Origin of the sequence: Collinsella sp. AM33-4BH (genome assembly GCF_003469205.1) — a bacterium.
Classification (GTDB): Bacteria; Actinomycetota; Coriobacteriia; order Coriobacteriales; family Coriobacteriaceae; genus Collinsella.
In genome coordinates this window covers 279,429-295,219 of record NZ_QSIN01000001.1, presented here as the reverse complement: position 1 = coordinate 295,219, position 15,791 = coordinate 279,429, and the positions used below count along the sequence as shown (strand labels likewise).

Here is a 15,791-nt window from a genome sequence, read left to right as displayed (position 1 = left end):
TTTCTATCGCAAACCATAGCTTGTACCTTGGGCTTCGCCTGTGTGCGGGGCCCTTTTGCGTGCTACCATATCGACAGTAATAATCGATGGCCTAGATGGTGGTGCGGAGACGCACGAATGCGCGGTTTTCCTGCGCGTTTGGGAGAATCGGGGTGTAAGTCCCCGGCTGTACCAGTAACCGTAATTCCTCTTGGCCCGGGATGGTCGCGTCGCAGATCGGACGGCGCGCCCGGGTCGGTAAGGTTAAGTCGGATCGCCTCCCATCTTGTACGCGGCCGCGGCGCATGCCGCCGGTACGCGTTGGGCTCTGGAGGGAAGGGGGACCCCGATGGGGGTACTCAAGCGCGATATGCGCGATGACGTGGGGCAGCCGCTGGGCAATGTCCCAAGTTCAGACAATAGGAGACAAATGGATATGTTTGAGGATGAGTGCCAACGCGCCTCGTGGCGTCGTCATGGAGCGATTGCCCGCGGCGTAGCCAAGCGCGGTCTGGTGGCGTTCCTGGCTTTTGCCATGGCTTTTGGCACCACGCCGGCGCAACTTTGGGCCGAGGGCGCCGAGGGCATTGCCGAGGCCGTGGCGCAGGCTGCGACGGGCGGCGAGGGCGCGGCGGCCGACGATGGCACCGCTGCCGACACCGGCGCGAACAGTGCGGCGGCGAGCGCTGCTGCCGATGACGCCGGCGCAGATCAGGGCGCAACTGCGAGTGCCGCGAATGGTGCCGACACCGCCGCAGGCAACGCGACTGAGTCCGAGAACTCTGCTGCGACGCCTGCTGCTTCGGAGCAGAAGAACGCCGTTGCCGCCGCGTCTGCCACAACGCTTTCGAGCGAGGCCAAGGTCTTCATCCAGGATACCAAGGATAAGGACAGCTCCTATTCCACGAAGTCGGGCGCGCTCAAGGCCGGTGAGACGCTTTGGGCAAATATGTACGATGAGGTCGAGGACGACTGGTACGGCACTTCGACTGAGCCCGTTGCCAATCCCGGCACTTGGACTTACACCTGGCTCGCCGGTACGACTAGGGCCAGCAGCAATGTCGCCGACTACACCGAGGTCGTAGGCCACGAGCAGTCGCTCACCGTCACCGCCGCGATGGAAGGCAAATACTTCATCTGCAGGGTAACGGTTGATGGCAAGGACTACTATGGTCCGTCCGTTTCTTCCGGCTCGGGTATCAATGCCAACAACATCCCCGGTCCCGTGCTGGGTGCCGGGCAGATGGAGCTTAACAACGTCAAGCTGAGTAGCGACACGCCGAGCATAGGCGACACCCTGACGGCGACTCCGTACATAAGCTATTATCAGCAAGCCCCCGCCGACGCCAAGGTTACCTACACGTGGTCCGCATCCACCTCGCAGTACTCGGGCTTTACCAAGATCGAGGGCAAGACGGGTGCTTCGCTCGTGGTGGGCGACGACCTTGAGGGCAAGTACATCAGGGTCGAGGCCAACGCTGGCGTCAACACGGTGAACAAGACCACTTCCAGCAAGGTCAAACAGGCCGGTGCGGTCGAGATTTCGGCCGTGTCCATCATCAATACCAAGGACGATACGAGCGTCTTTGCGGTGGGGGATACCGCTAAGGCCCGCGCTAAGGAGAAGGGCGGCGCGTACGGCGCGTTCGTCGACGCGAGCAAGCTCAACTATCAGTGGCAGAGCTCTGACACCAAGAGTGGCACGTATACCGACATTGCGGGTGCCACGGGTGAGACCCTCGAGCTTACCGACGCTTTAGGTGGCAAGTACCTCAAGTGCAAGGTGTCCTCGAAGATCGGCTCTTCGAGCATGGCCAACAACACGGGCGCTCTCGTTGCGGCTACCGGTTCAATTAACGTTACGAGCGTGACTATGAGCCCGACTTCGGGCAAAGTCGAGGTTGGTTCTACGATTACGGCGACCGCCAAGGCGGGTTCCACCGACGTTACCGCCGATTCGCATGTCACGTGGCAGTGGTATAAGGGCACCTCGAACACCGCAAGCAAGTGCGACACGCCTATCAAGGGTGAGACCGGTAACACCCTGACGGTGACCGCCGCCCTTAAGGGCTACTACGTCGTGGCCAAGGCCAACGGCGGCTATGGCGAGCAGAAGCCGTACTATGCGGTGGGTCCCGTTTCCGTCGCGGGCCAAGTGGAGCTCTATGACGTGCAGTTCGAGGGTTCTCCTGCTACCAATGGCGTGCACGTAGGCGATACGCTCAAGACTAAGGTGCGCAAAAAGGACGGTTCGCGCTACAACTATATCGACCGCACCGATAACGTGACCTACCAGTGGCAGTATGCAAACAGCAGCTCGAGCTACGACCCCGCCTATACCGATATTCCCGGTGCTACCGAGGCCGCCTATACCGTTGACGCTGCCTATGCTGGCAAGTATCTGCGCGTGAAGGTGACGAGCGAAAATACCGTTTCCAGCACGCAGAAGAAGAGCTCCTACGGCGGCACGCAGTCCGTTGCCCCGCTCGGCCCCGTGACGCTTAAGGGCCAGTACAAGCTGGCAGGCATTGAGCTTGCCGATAAGAACGTTACGCTCAGCGTGGGTTCAAAGATCACGCCGAGCGTGCAGGTTCCGGGCAGCTGGTCGGGCTCGACGAAGGACGTGCCCGAAGATGCCGAGCTCACCATGGCGTGGTATGCCAAGGGCGAGGGCGATGCCGATTGGACCGAGCTCACCGACGGCATCGATAAGACCGATGGCAGCCTGACTCTTACGGATGCGCTTGTCGGCAAGCGCATCAAAGTTACGGCGAGCGCTCTCGACAACACGGTTGAATGGGTTTCGTCCGATAGCGTCACCGCGGCGGGGGAGTATAGCCTGCTGCGCGTGATCGCCAGCCCGCAGATTAATAGCGATTCGACCCATCTCGTCTCGGGCGATAGCGTAAAGGCGACAGCGCAGGCCAAGCGCGCCGACGGTTCGACCACCAACGGTATCGATGTCACCGACCAGGCGACTGTAGCCTGGTATGCGGCCGACGACGCGAAGGCTCCGGCGGCCGACTGGACGCTGCTGCCCGATATGTCGGGCGCCGCGGCAACGGTTTCGGCATCTGCTGCTGGCAAGTATCTGAAGGCTGTCGCCACGAGCGGCAGCTCGACGGTCGAGCTCGTCTCCGCTAACAAGGTTATCGCCGCGGGCTCGCTTGAGGCCGCAGTCCAAAAGCTTAACGATGCCAATAAGCAGATCGCCGTTGATTACAGCGCCAAGGGCGGCAACGTCAACGATGTCCTGAAGGCGCAGCTTGCCGATTTGGGCTTTACCGATATTGACGTCAAGGTCTCTGAGGGCGGCGTTGCCTTTAAGGCCGAGGACGCCAAGGCTACGGTCGGTATCTCCGACGCCCAGGATAAGACCAATGGCAATGTGACGTTCTTCTTCATTGACCCCAACAACTACACCGGTTACAACATCGACGGTCTGCGTAACGCCGATGTGGCGTTTGAACTGTCGCGCGATGGCAAGACCGAGTATTACCTGCCCAACAAGTCCGTGCAGGTTGCTTGGGACGAGGCTAAACTGCAAGACCTTCTTGACGGAGCCGCCGAATCCCTGCAGATTGACTACGCGTCGGGCGAGTCCGCCGATGGCGTGACTCAAAATGTCACGCTTCCGTACAAGGCGGGTTCCGCAAAGAAATTCTCTGTTGAATGGACAAGCTCCGACACCGAGCGCCTGTTTGTTTCTGGTTATAGCTGGGAAGATAAGACGGGTAAGGTTTCGCGCGCATCGAGCGATCGAGACGTGACGCTGACCGCCAAGGTTACGGTTACGAGCGGCGACATCAAGCTTGCCGGCTCGCATGACTTCGTCGTGACGGTCAAGGGCGATCCCGAGAAAGTCAACGCCGACAAGAAGGCACTGCAGGAGAAGGTCAATGCGGCCTTTACCTACGATAATATCAAGTACTCCGGCACCGACGTGGTCGCCAACAAGGACGGCTTGACCGCCGACCTGCAGATGCCACGCACGAGCACGCTCAATCTCGACGGCAAGTATTACGAGGTCAAGTACTCTGCCAGCACCGATGACATCACGTTCAACGGTTACAAGGGCACGGTCTATCAGCCGCTGCCCGGAGCCAAGGCCGCAAACACCAAGATCACCCTCACGGTGACCGACAAGTCGAACTCCGAGGTCACGGCTAGTAAGACCCTCGATTTTGCGATTGCTCCGCAGGACCAGGGCGAGCTCGATGCCGAGCTTTCTCTTATGGAGCAGGCTAAGGCCGGCTACGCCGCTGCCATCTTGAATGGCCAGGACGCTAGTGCCGTTTCGACCGACATGCACGCGTTCCAGAAGGCATATCTCGATGCCGACGGCAACCTTGCCTGGAGCTACAACAAGGCAACGACCGATTCGACGTCCCCCGGTATTGTTCCGGTCGATCTGCCTGGCTATGACGCGATGTCCGGGCAGGATTGGCGTCTGTTTAAGTCGAGCAACAGCTCTATTGTTTCCGCAGAGAATCTCAAGGTCACGCAGCCGCAGTACAACACGAAGGTTGTCGTTTCCTCGCGTCTGACGAGCGAGAAGTACGCTCGCTACGCTGAGCGTTACCCCGACAACGCTACGTACGCCAAGCTTGCCAACCAGGACGTGTCGGCAAAGATCACGGTTCTGGGCACGAGCGGTCAAAACGATCCCGAGGTTACGGCGACGTGCTCCGTCATTGGCATCGATGCCAAGGGTAAACAGCAAACGTGGGCTGCCGCGACGCAGTACACGCTCAAGAATGGCTCGACGGCCGCCGATCTTTCCGAAGAGCTCTTTAAGCAGGCCGGTCTCAAGGTCGACTACGACCCCAATGGTTCTTGGGGCTGGGTGCTCAACTCCATTACGTCGCCTTTCGACGCTGATCGTACTCTTGCGTATGATTCCGCTACGGGTGCCTATTGGCAGCTGTTTATCAATGGTGTTGCGGCGTCGGTTGGCGCTGGCAGTTACCCCCTCGATGCGGGCGACTCTGTTGTCTGGTGCTATTCGAAGTACGGCGACGCTGCACCCACCGACCAGCTTTCGGTAAGCTGCACCGTTATCGGTCAGGACGCTTCGGGTGCTCAGCAGACGTGGGCGCAGCCTACGACTGCACTGGTGGAAGAGGGCGCAACTGCCGCCGATCTTTCCGAGCAGGTCTTTAAGCGGGCCGGTATTGGCGCCGACGTCCAAACCGGTTCGTATGGTTGGTTCCTCAATTCGCTGACTTCTCCGTTCAATAAGAGCGTGAAGCTTTCGACCGTACGGGTAAACGAAAGCACCTGGAAGTCCTGGCAGTTCTTCGTTAACGGCAAGATGGCCAATGTCGGCGCCGGCAACTACACGCTCAAGGCCGGCGATGAGATTACCTGGGTCTATGGTTCCGATGGCACCATGCCCGGTCAGGTCTCTGTCTCGATGGAGATCATCGGCAAGAAGGACGATAAGGCACAGCGCTGGACCGATCCTTCGAAGCAGGTGTTTGTTGGGGGCACGACGATCAAGGACGCCACTGCCGCCTACTTCGATGCTTTGGGCATCAAGTCCGAGATGTACGATCAGCTGGGCTTCTGGGGCGTTCACAGCCTCGTCTCTCCGCTTGACGGCACTAAGTTGGCCGGCGCTTGGTCGTACTTTGTTAACGGTGTTCCCGGATCTCAACTCGACAGTGACTACGTGCTCAAGTCGCGTGACGAGATCGTCTGGGCCTATGCTGCCGGCGATACGGTGCCTAATCCCGACGAGGTCGTAGTCAATCCGAGCGCCCCACGTCCGACCGATTGGAAGTCCGATTGGGACGGCAAGTCCAATGCAGCGGTCGAGAACGTTTCGACGCCTACGGGTGCGCTAGCGAGCTCCTGGACGTTCGATTGGAAGGCGTACTCGGGTGCCACGAATCCCAACGCAAGTGAGCCTATCGTTGTTAACGGCTACGTATACCTCGCCGTCAACAAGCGTTTACTAAAGATTAACGCCGAGTCGGGCAAGGTCCTTGCCGAGTCGAAGCTTAAGACTGCGGTCGGTTACACCTCGCGCCCGATTTACGCGAACGGTTTGGTTATCGTTCCGCTCGACCGCGGTGCGGTCCAGGCTCTGACGGCTGACACGCTCACAACGGTTTGGGTCACTGACTTCGTGAGCGGGACTGCTCAGTCGAATTCTCAGCTGACGGTTGATGGCAATTACCTCTATGTCGGCACCGTTGATGTCGACTATGGAAAGGGCACGTATGACAACGGCCATCTGACGCGCATCAATATCCTGACCGGAGCGGTTTCTTGGCAGCATGTCAATCCGAACGAGGGCTATTACTGGACAGGCGCTACGGTGGGCGATGACTTTGTCTTGGTTCCCACCAGTTCCGGTACCGTCGAGATGCTGAGCAAGTCGACGGGCGATGTGCTCGGCAGCGTCTCGGTTGGGGCGATTGTCAACTCCACCTGCGTGTTTTCTGACGACGGTAGCCATGCCTATCTCATCTCGCGCGACGGCAAGCTGCACGTATTGGCGATTTCTGATGGCGACTCACGCGATGCGGATGCCGCTTCGCGTATTACCGAGGAGCGCGTAGTTGACCTTGGCCTTACCGGCTGTGCGTGTGCGCCTACGATGTATGATGGCAAGCTAATTGTTGGCGGCGAGGTTGCTGGCGGCTCTGCGCTGGCGATTATTGACCCGGCCAAGGACTTTGCCAGGACGCTGGTCACGACGGCGGACGGCTCTCAGCTGCCGGCCGGACTTGGTGGCATCAAGGGCGCTCCGCTCGTGAGTGCCCAGGGCAAAGACGCGTATGTCTACTTCACGGTTAACTACGGCGAGAGCCCTGATTTCGTTAACTACACCACGGGCGGTGGCGTATATCGTTACAAGTTGGGTGACACCGAGGCTTCTGGTGTGTTTAGCGCAACGGGCCACAACAACTACTGTGACTCGCCAATCGCTTGTGATGCCCAGGGCAACTTGTACTACATCAACGACTCTGGCACGCTGTTCAAGCTGAATGCTGGCGTTAAGGTTTCGTTTAGTGCTGGCAAGGGGTCCAAGGTCGATTTTCAGACTACGGCCGTCAACGGCTCTGTGGCCAAGCCTGCCGATCCGACGCGCGAGGGCTACACCTTCGCTGGTTGGTATACCGACGAGGCTTGTACGGAGGCGTATGACTTTAGCGTTGCGGTGACGGCGGATATGACGCTGTATGCCAAGTGGGTCAAGAATGCTGTTAACCCTGGTGGTAACGGCGGCTCTGGCTCCAACGGCGGCTCGGGTAATGCCGGTGCCGGCGCCGGTTCCGGCAATGGTACTAACGGCCAGCAGAGCGGCGGCGCTGTTTCGCCTGGGCAGAAGCCGGTGTCGTCGACCACGACCACGACCGAGACCAAGGACGGCAAGGATTCCAAGAAGGATTCCGACAAGTCCGACAAGAAGGACAGCAAGAAGTCTGATAAGAAGTCCAGCAAGTCCGGCTCCAAGTCCGATACGGGCTCGTCTGCTACGACCGCTGCTAAGAAGTCCACTGCGGCTCCCGCGCAGCAGTCTGGCTTCAATCCGCTTGCCATCGTCGGCGTTGCGGCAGGCGTGATCGGTCTTGCCGTCATCGGCGTGTTCGTATTCACCAAGCGTCGGTAGGTGAGGGCTGTGTCCAATAAGCCTCAGGACGCCGAGTCCAAGCAGCCCGACTCGTCGTTCATCCAGCTTGACGATACAAAGCAAAAGGGCGCCGCTTCGGTGGCGCCCGCCTCGCGGCGCAAGGCGCTTGTTGGTGTTCTGACAGCCGTCTGCATTGCGCTGATTGTCGTCTCGCTGGGCTTTGTTTACCCTTCCGTCAGCGGTGCCTGGTCCATCGATTGGATTGTCGAGACCGTGACGGGGGAGAGCATCGTTGCCAAGGATGCGTCGGTTTCCGGCTCGACTACCGCTTCGGGTAAGGTTGCGTCCAAGGACTCCAAATCTTCGGACAATGCGAAGGACGGGTCGAAGGACTCGGATGAATCTGATTCCAAGGACGCTTCCGAATCCTCGGACAAGGACTCAAAAAAGGATTCGAAGGAGAAGAAGTCCGAAGGCAAGGGCGGGAAGAAGTCCAGCAACGTGTCTGCCGGACATGGCTCCGAATCCGCCGGTGGATCGAGTTCTTCTGACGGCTCTTCTTCGGGCGGCGGCTCGGTGTCTGGCGGTGGGTCTGCATCCAACAGCGGCAGCGCCTCTGCTGGCAATCAGGGCGGCTCGCAGCAGCCTGGCTACGTCACGGTGACGGTTTCGGTCACATCGAGCGCCGTGGGCAATCCTGTGTCTTCTAGTGGCACCTTCACCTTTAACGAGGGCGCTACGGCCTACGATGCTCTGTGCGCCCTAGGGCTTTCCGTGAATGCGCGCGGCACGTCGTACGGAACGTATGTTGCCGCCATTGGCGGTTTGGCCGAGATGGAGCATGGCGGCAAGAGCGGCTGGATGTACTCCGTTAACGGCACAGCGCCCATGACGGCCTGCAGTAACTACGTTCTCCCTAATGGCGCCAACGTCGTGTGGTATTACGTAACGGGCTAGAGGCCTCGACATAGCGCGCCAGACGGGCAGTTCGGACCAACATCCGAGCCGCCCGTTTTCATGCGAATGGGACGTCGTTTCCCAATCGAGGCTCAACCGGAAATTGCATCCCACTCTGAAGGCGAATTCCGGGACACAGTTTCCGCTAGGACGGCGTTGCGGAAGCTGTGTCCCATTCTGAGGCTGCAATCTGGGATGCACTTTCCGGAACGGCGCTCATAGGGAAACTGCGTCCCATTCATGCACTGTAGCCCGCCTCGTACGCCTTCCGCGGCAGACTCTGTAAACAAAAAGCCGGTTGGAACGTGAATTCCAACCGGCTGCGAAGCGAGATTATGTTGGGCCGTCTACGACTGCGCGCCCTCGAGGAATAAGCGACGGCTAAAGTAGTTGTACCAGGTGACCAAGAACGTTGCGATTGCCTTCATGGCCTGGTAGCCGATGCTCAAAAACGTGACGCCCACAAACATGTACAGGTCGTTGAGACCCAGACCAATTACCGACAGGATGGTGAAGATCGTAAACTCGCGCTTGCGGCTCATGCCCTCGCGATGGTCGAACACGTACTTCATGCTGAGCCAGTAGTTAACCACGACGGAGGTGGTAAACGAGACTGTGGTGCTCATCAAAAAGTCGAGATGGAACAGCTCGACGAGCGCAATCAGCATGCCCCAGTCGATGCCAAAGGAGATAAGGCCCACGACAGCGAACTTGAGGAATTGCTTAGTATGAGGTTGTGCCAGTGCCTTGCGCACGTAATCACATCCAATGCGTTGACGAATCGAGCAGAGGATACTTTAGAGCTTTTGCATGGGAAACGTAAGGTCTTTGCCAAGAACTATACGAACTCGCCAAATTTGCAAGAGACAATCCGCAAACGTGCCAAATTTGCCCGTAAACGAACAAGGCCCACGAACAACGCAGCGCTCGACGCACGTCGTTCGTGGGCCCCGTAGTGCAACGAGGAGGCCGAGCTATTTGGTCTCCTCGCCCTCCAGGAAGATCTTTCGGGTCACAAAGTTGTAGACCATGACCAGTGCGGTGGCGCAAATCTTGGCGATATTGGCCTCGAGCCCCAGACCGGCGTTGAGCGCCAGCACGATACCGTCGTTGAGCGCCAAGCCGATCACGGACAGCACGACAAAGATAATGAACTCGCGGCGGCGACTCATGCCCTCCTTGTGTGCAAACACGTACTTCATGCTCGCGACGTAGTTAAAGATGAGCGAGACGATAAAGCCGCTGGTGTTGGCGATCAGGATGTTAAGGCCCAGACCGTAGTGGAGCAGATTCATGATGCCAAAGTCGATGACCGTGGCGACGACGCCGACGACGCCAAACTTCATGATCTGCGCAAGGAGCTTTTGCATGGTACCTGCCTTAGGATTGCGCCGGGGCGCCGCGGGGATGATGAACTCAGCAAGTTTAGCCAATCCCCACGGGTGGAGCTAGGCGCGCTCCTCGATAGCACCGTTTCTATATGCATCGAGCAGTTGGCGTAGGTCCTGGATCTGGCTGCGGATCTTGGCACCCGTATCGGTGTCGCTTACCATGCGGCGGCGGTCGGCCTCGTCAAAGCGGTTGGTCTCGCTCTCGATATCGATATTGCGGGTGAGCGCCTCGGCAACGGTGGTAAAGGCCTGGTGCGACTTGAGGCGGCATCCGCGCGAGCTCGAGATGAGCGTGTAGCCGGCGATGCCCGTCTTGGGGTGGTAGGCGCGGCAGAAACCGCCATCGATGACCAGCAGCTTGCCGTTGGCGCGGATGGGCTGCTCGCCCTTGGTAGTCTTGACGGGCGTATGGCCATTGATGATGTGACCGGTCGGCGAACAGGCCATGGGGGCAACGCCGAACTCGCGCATGATGTCGTCGCAGACCGAGGGCGACTTGGTTAGCGTAAAGTACGGGTCCATCGGCTCGACCCAGGTGCTCTTATCGGCGATATAGGCGCGCTCAAAGGTACGCACCAGGCGTCCGCTGGCGGGTGAGTTAAAGCCGATCCACAGGTACCACATCCAGTCGAGGGCGTCGCGGTCGCCCACGCGCCAGGCGCGGCGGGCGATGCGGTCGCAAAAATCGAGATAATCGCGGCCTGCGTGCCAGGTGCCCAGGCAGTTCATGCTGCTAAAGGTACCATCCTCGTTGAGCGGCACGCAGCCATGGAACAGCAGGTTGCCGTTGGCGACCTTATACATGGAGCCGTGGGTATAGAGGAAATCGATGTGGCGATGTAGGTGATCGGCGGTGACAAACTCGGACACGAGCTTGTCGATGATGTGCTGCTCCTCGGGTGTGAGCGTGTAGGGGTCCGTCGGATCGACGGTGGGGAAGTCGTTGGTCGTGAGCGGCCATACGCTGCCGTCGGCGAGGGTGACCGTGCCGGCGTCGTGATCGACCTTGTCGAGCAGCAGGCGGTCGGCCATGTCGAACTCCGGGTGACGCTGGATAATCTGGCCCTCGAGCTTAAAGAGCAGGACGTTGATGGCTTTGATCAGCGGGCTGATGGGCTCGCCGGCGATATAGGCGGCGTCGGCGAAGGCGACAAGCTCGCGCAGCGAGATGCCATAGTCGTTTTCGAGAATCTCGTAGTTGTCGTAGCGCAGGTTGTTGCGCAGCACCGTGGCGATGCAGGCGGGCTCGCCGGCAGCGGCGCCCATCCACAGCAGGTCGTGATTGCCCCACTGGATGTCGAGCGAATGGTAGGTGAGCAGGCGGTCCATAATCTTGGCCGCGCCGCCGCCGCGGTCGAAGATGTCGCCCACCAGGTGCAGGTGGTCGACGGCCAGGCGCTTGATGAGCGAGGCAAGCGACTCGATAAAGTCGTCGGCGCTGGCGGTCTCCAGAATGGACTCCACGATGCGCTCGTGATAGCGCACGCGATAGTTGTTCTCGTCCGGATGCGTGTGCAGCAGCTCGTCGATGATGTAGGCGTAATCGCGCGGGATGGCCTTACGCACCTTGGAGCGGGTATAGCGGCTCGAAAGCGAGCGGGCAACCACAATAAGCTGGTCGAGCATGGTTTTATACCAGGTAGGTGAGTCCTCGTGCTGGCTGCGGACCAGCTCGATCTTCTCGCGCGGGTAGTAGATGAGCGTGCACAGCTCGCCCTTTTCATAAAAGGTGAGCGTGTCGCCAAAGATCTCGTCGACATGCTCGCGTACGACGCCCGAGCAGTTGTTGAGGATGTGCATGAAGGCTTCGTATTCGCCATGCAGGTCGCTCATAAAGTGCTCGGTGCCCTTGGGCAGGTTGAGGATGGCCGAGAGATTGATGATCTCGGTAAACGCGGATTGCTCGGTGGGAAACTGTCTCGACAGCAGGCGCAGATACTTGAAGTCTTGCGGATTGCGATCGAATGCGACCATGAAACACCTTCCGATATGGTTGGTAAAACTGATAAAACAGTGTCAAGCGTTTACCAGTATGCGCCGGCTTTGTTTCGATTTTGCGCCGGCGGCTGAATTGTCGGCTGAACGGTTTGGTAAATCGATTTAGTTGAGGTAGATATGGCGGTTGAGTGGAGGCAAAGCGGGTGATTTTGCCCATGTTGGCCCATGGCGGGGATGGGGATGTTCATGATAAAGATAATCAATACAAATGGTTCGCATTGGTAAATAGTGGACATTTGTATCGTATTTAGGCTTGCTGTGCGATAATTTGCACAGCAATACTTAAGGAGCCTCATATGAGTGATTTTGTCCTGACCTGTGAATCCGCCGCCGATCGAACCCGTGAGTTCTTTGCGTCGCGCAATATCCCTGTCGTGTGTTTTCATTACGAGATCGACGATGTTGTCTATACGGACGATCTGTATCAGTCGATTACGCCGGACGAGTTTTTTGCCCAGATTGCCGCGGGCGCCATGCCCAAGACGTCTCAGGTGAGCGTGGGTGAGTACGAGGAGTTTTGGGAGCCGTTTGTTGCCGAGGGTAAAGACGTGCTGCACCTGACGTTGTCGTCGGGTATTTCGGGCACGTATGGATCGGCCTGCGTTGCGGCACAGATGCTCGCGGATCGCTATCCTCAGGGCGGCAAGGTGCGCGTCATCGATTCGTTGGCGGCGTCTTCGGGCTTTGGCCTGCTGGCGGAATGTGCCGCCGACGTGCGCGATAGCGGGGCTTCACTCGACGAGACGGCCGCCTGGATCGAGGAGCACAAACTCAACCTGCACCACTGGTTCTTCTCGACCGATCTGTCGAGCTACCTGCGCGGCGGTCGCATTTCGGCTGCGAGCGCAATCATCGGCACGGCGCTTAAGATTTGCCCACTTATGACGGTCGATTGCGAAGGTAAGCTGTCGCCACGTGAGAAGATTCGCACTAAGAAGCGCGCGATTTCCGAGATGGCTAAGACTATGATGGCACACGTGCAGGACGGTGCGGATTATTCGGGTAAGTGCATCATGTCGCACTCGGCGTGCCGCGAGGATGCCGAGGCAGTTGCGGCGCTGATTGAGGAACAGGTTCCGCAGCTTAAAGGCAAGATTGAGATTAATAACATCGGTACTCTGATTGGCTCGCATACCGGACCTGGTACGGTGGCGCTCTTCTTTATGGGCGACAAGCGCGTGGATTAATTTGCCCCATCACGTCGCTGTATGATTGCTTAAGCGAAAACGGCCCGCCTCACGTTTGTGGGGCGGGCCAAGATGTTTTGCTAGCGTTTCTTTCCGCGGAAGAAGAAGCCGTGCAGCGCGGGCTTGAGGCCGCGGTTGGCGCGATGCTCCTCGACGCGCTCGTGGATCGAAGCGACGCGCTCGATGACTTCGTCGGGAATCGGCACGTCGGGATTCATGTTCTCGACCTGGCTGACCTCGGCGGCGGAGACCTGGTCGATAATGGGCACATCGTCGTGCGAGATGACGGGTGTGGCGTCTTCCTTCATCTTGCGATAACGCTGCATCATGTCGGTCTGTAGCTGCTGGGCCGAAGGCGGCGTCCAGATGATGGCGTTGGCGCCGGCGGCGATGGTTTCACGGATGCTCTCTGGCGTCTTGCCGCCCGGCGCGATGAGCGGCAGGTTGGGATAGTGCTTGCGCAGCTCGCGTAGGACCTGGGGCGTGTTCTTGCCAGCGGCGATGTTGAGAATCTTGGCTCCAGCGCGCACCTTGGCGTGGGCATCGTCGTCGCAGCGAACGACCGTAGCGATGACGGGGATGTCGGCGATGTTGGTGATGTGCTCGACCATCTCGGCGGTGGCGGGGGAGTTGACCACGCATCCCGCCGCGCCCTGCATCTCGGAGACGGCTGCCATCTGCACGGAGCGCTTACCAGTGGTGGTGCCACCGCCCACACCTACAAAGACCGGGCACTCGGCGACGGTCAGCAGCGCTTGCGTAATGGCGGGCTGCGGCGTGAAAGGGTAGACCGCAAAGACGGCATCGGCGTTGGAGTTGCGGATAACCGCGACATCGGTGGTGTAAATGAGCGACTTGATGCGGCGGCCAAAGAGCGTGAAGCCGCTGGCCTCCTCAATCTCGTCAGGCATGCGAAGGGCCGCCTTGCGCAAACGCCCGTCGATGGGCAGCGGCTCCATGGGGAGCAGTCCGTTGGGGGTCACGGCTACCTGGGGCTCGGTGAACTCGTCTGCGAGCTCGACCTCGGAGAAATCGACCGAGGCGACGATGTCCTCGTGAACCTCGGCGGGCACATCGATGGGGGCTTGGTCGTTTGCCGCGGCAGGCGTGTCGAAGGAGCTGGTGCCGACGAAGGCGTCGACGCGCTCATTTAGATCGTTGAGGGTATCCATGGAAGCTCGATTCTATGCGATGACGGCCGGCGCGATGCAGCCGGAATTGCGAATGCTAAATCGTTTGACGAGTTGATTTTTCCCCGCCACGCAATTCGTTAGACCGAAGGGCCGGCGAACGTGAAGGAGCTGTGGTGGCGGGGATCGAGGTGCTATCTTGAAAGTCCCGTTTAAAAGAGAGGTGACGCGGTATGGAATTGACAGCAATGTTTGGCTCGATTGGCCTGTGTGTGGGCGCAATTGTTGCCGCCGCGGTCATCTACTTTGTGGTCACGGCCATTAAGGGCAAAAGGGCCGAACGCAAGGAGCGCACGATGCTTAAACAGCATCGCGACCAGCAGGGCAAACGCGCACGGAGATAGCTTGTTGAGTTTTGGATCCGTGCGCTAACTGCGTTTTCGGATCAGGGCAATGTAGAAGCCCTCAAAGTCGCGGCTGGGCGGAATGGTGAGCGTGCCGGGCAGGCCGTTGGCGATGGCCGATACCTGACCCGCGGCAATGGCTTCGGTCAGGGCGTTGGACTCGATGCGCGGCTCCTCACCAGCTTCCTGGGCGCGGCGTGCCTCACTTTCGCTCGGCGTGCCATCGAGGGGGATAAGCTCGCAGTCCATGTGCTTGTCGAGGGCCTCTTGCAGGGCGTCCTCGTTTTCCTGCGGCAAGATCGAACAAGTCGAATAGACGAGCGTGCCGCCCGGTTTGAGGGCTCCCATGGCGCGGTCCAGAAGTGCTCGCTGCGAGCGGGCGCACCTGCTCAGCAACTGCTCGGTGAGGCCGCGCAGGCTCTTCTCGTTGCCGCTGACGACTGTGCCCGTGCCGGTGCAGGGAGCGTCGAGCAGGATACGGTCAAAGCGGAAGAACTCGTCGAGCTCGCGTGCGTCGATGCGCATGACGGGCACGTTTTTTGCGCCTTGGCGGTGGAGGTTGGCTTCGAGCTTCTCGGCGCGGGGAATGCTCATCTCGCAGGCGGTGAGGTGTGCCTGGCCCTGGGTGAGGGCGGCGATCTGCGTCGTCTTGCCGCCGGGGGCCGCGCACATGTCCAGGATGTCCTCGCCGGCCTGGGCGCCCAAGACCAACGGCGGCATCATGGACGACAGACTTTGCAAGTAGATCTTGCCGTCGCGGTAGATGTCGAGGTCCCACAGGTCGGAAACCTGGGCCTCGGGCAGGATGGAAGCGTCCGGGTACCATGCGACGGGGCGGTGGGCGATGCCGGCGGCATCGAGCGCCGCGGCGATGTCCTCGGCGGTTGCCTTGAGCGTGTTGGCGCGCAGCGTGACCGGGCGTGTGGCCGCGGCGCCGAAGCCCTCGATCATAAGCTCGGCATCGGCGGGCGCATAGGCGCCGGCGACCGTGTCGACCATAAAGCGCGGCAGGTCGGCGGCGCAGGGAAGGGCGGCAAGCTGGTCGGAAAGCTCGGTGGCGGCAAACTGCCTGAGCTTGAGCTCGGCCTTGACCTGCTTTTTCTGCTTACGACGACGCGGCTTGGACATCCGTCTTTCCTTCCCATTCCATTACATGTCGA

The 15,791-nt window shown here is 59.5% G+C and carries 9 protein-coding genes; 4 read left to right on the top strand and 5 right to left on the bottom strand.

What is annotated here, in order from left to right; all coding sequences use genetic code 11:
* Window positions 1-328: 328 nt before the first annotated feature.
* Both DW821_RS01285 and DW821_RS01280 read left to right on the top strand, forming a co-directional pair.
* On the top strand, window positions 329-7,603 hold the full coding sequence (locus DW821_RS01285) for a DUF4430 domain-containing protein (RefSeq protein ID WP_147487016.1): 7,275 nt from the start codon (window positions 329-331) through the stop codon (window positions 7,601-7,603).
* Window positions 7,604-7,612: 9 nt separating this feature from the next.
* The gene (locus DW821_RS01280; RefSeq protein WP_233503144.1) at window positions 7,613-8,521 is read left to right on the top strand and encodes a DUF4430 domain-containing protein; all 909 of its coding nucleotides are present in this window, start codon (window positions 7,613-7,615) and stop codon (window positions 8,519-8,521) included.
* Between the two features lie 347 nt (window positions 8,522-8,868).
* On the opposite strand, the gene DW821_RS01275 is transcribed toward DW821_RS01280, so the two are convergent.
* From DW821_RS01275 to DW821_RS01265, 3 genes are all read right to left on the bottom strand, one after another.
* Complete coding sequence (locus tag DW821_RS01275; RefSeq protein ID WP_117842626.1) at window positions 8,869-9,276, bottom strand: GtrA family protein; 408 nt, start codon at window positions 9,274-9,276, stop codon at window positions 8,869-8,871.
* Window positions 9,277-9,495: 219 nt separating this feature from the next.
* A complete protein-coding gene (locus DW821_RS01270; RefSeq protein WP_117655839.1) occupies window positions 9,496-9,891 on the bottom strand; it encodes a GtrA family protein in 396 nt (131 codons plus the stop codon).
* Between the two features lie 78 nt (window positions 9,892-9,969).
* Window positions 9,970-11,886 carry a fructose-1,6-bisphosphatase gene (locus DW821_RS01265; RefSeq protein ID WP_118065107.1) on the bottom strand — a complete coding sequence of 639 codons (1,917 nt, stop codon included), beginning with the start codon at window positions 11,884-11,886 and terminating at the stop codon, window positions 9,970-9,972.
* A gap of 320 nt (window positions 11,887-12,206) precedes the next feature.
* On the opposite strand from DW821_RS01265, the gene DW821_RS01260 reads away from it, so the two are divergent.
* Window positions 12,207-13,097 (top strand): DegV family protein, encoded by an 891-nt coding sequence (locus DW821_RS01260; RefSeq protein ID WP_117634925.1) that lies wholly within the window; start codon window positions 12,207-12,209, stop codon window positions 13,095-13,097.
* Between the two features lie 80 nt (window positions 13,098-13,177).
* On the opposite strand, the gene DW821_RS01255 is transcribed toward DW821_RS01260, so the two are convergent.
* Window positions 13,178-14,269, bottom strand: coding sequence for a hypothetical protein (locus tag DW821_RS01255; RefSeq protein ID WP_118065105.1), 1,092 nt, complete (start codon window positions 14,267-14,269; stop codon window positions 13,178-13,180).
* 191 nt (window positions 14,270-14,460) lie between these two features.
* Between DW821_RS01255 and DW821_RS10145 the strand changes: the two genes are divergently transcribed.
* Complete coding sequence (locus DW821_RS10145; protein ID WP_158551274.1) at window positions 14,461-14,631, top strand: hypothetical protein; 171 nt, start codon at window positions 14,461-14,463, stop codon at window positions 14,629-14,631.
* Between the two features lie 24 nt (window positions 14,632-14,655).
* Here the strand turns inward: DW821_RS10145 and DW821_RS01250 are convergent, their stop codons facing one another.
* Entirely contained in the window at window positions 14,656-15,759 is a 1,104-nt protein-coding gene (locus DW821_RS01250; RefSeq protein ID WP_117564476.1) for an RsmB/NOP family class I SAM-dependent RNA methyltransferase, read from the bottom strand.
* Between the last annotated feature and the right edge of the window lie 32 nt (window positions 15,760-15,791).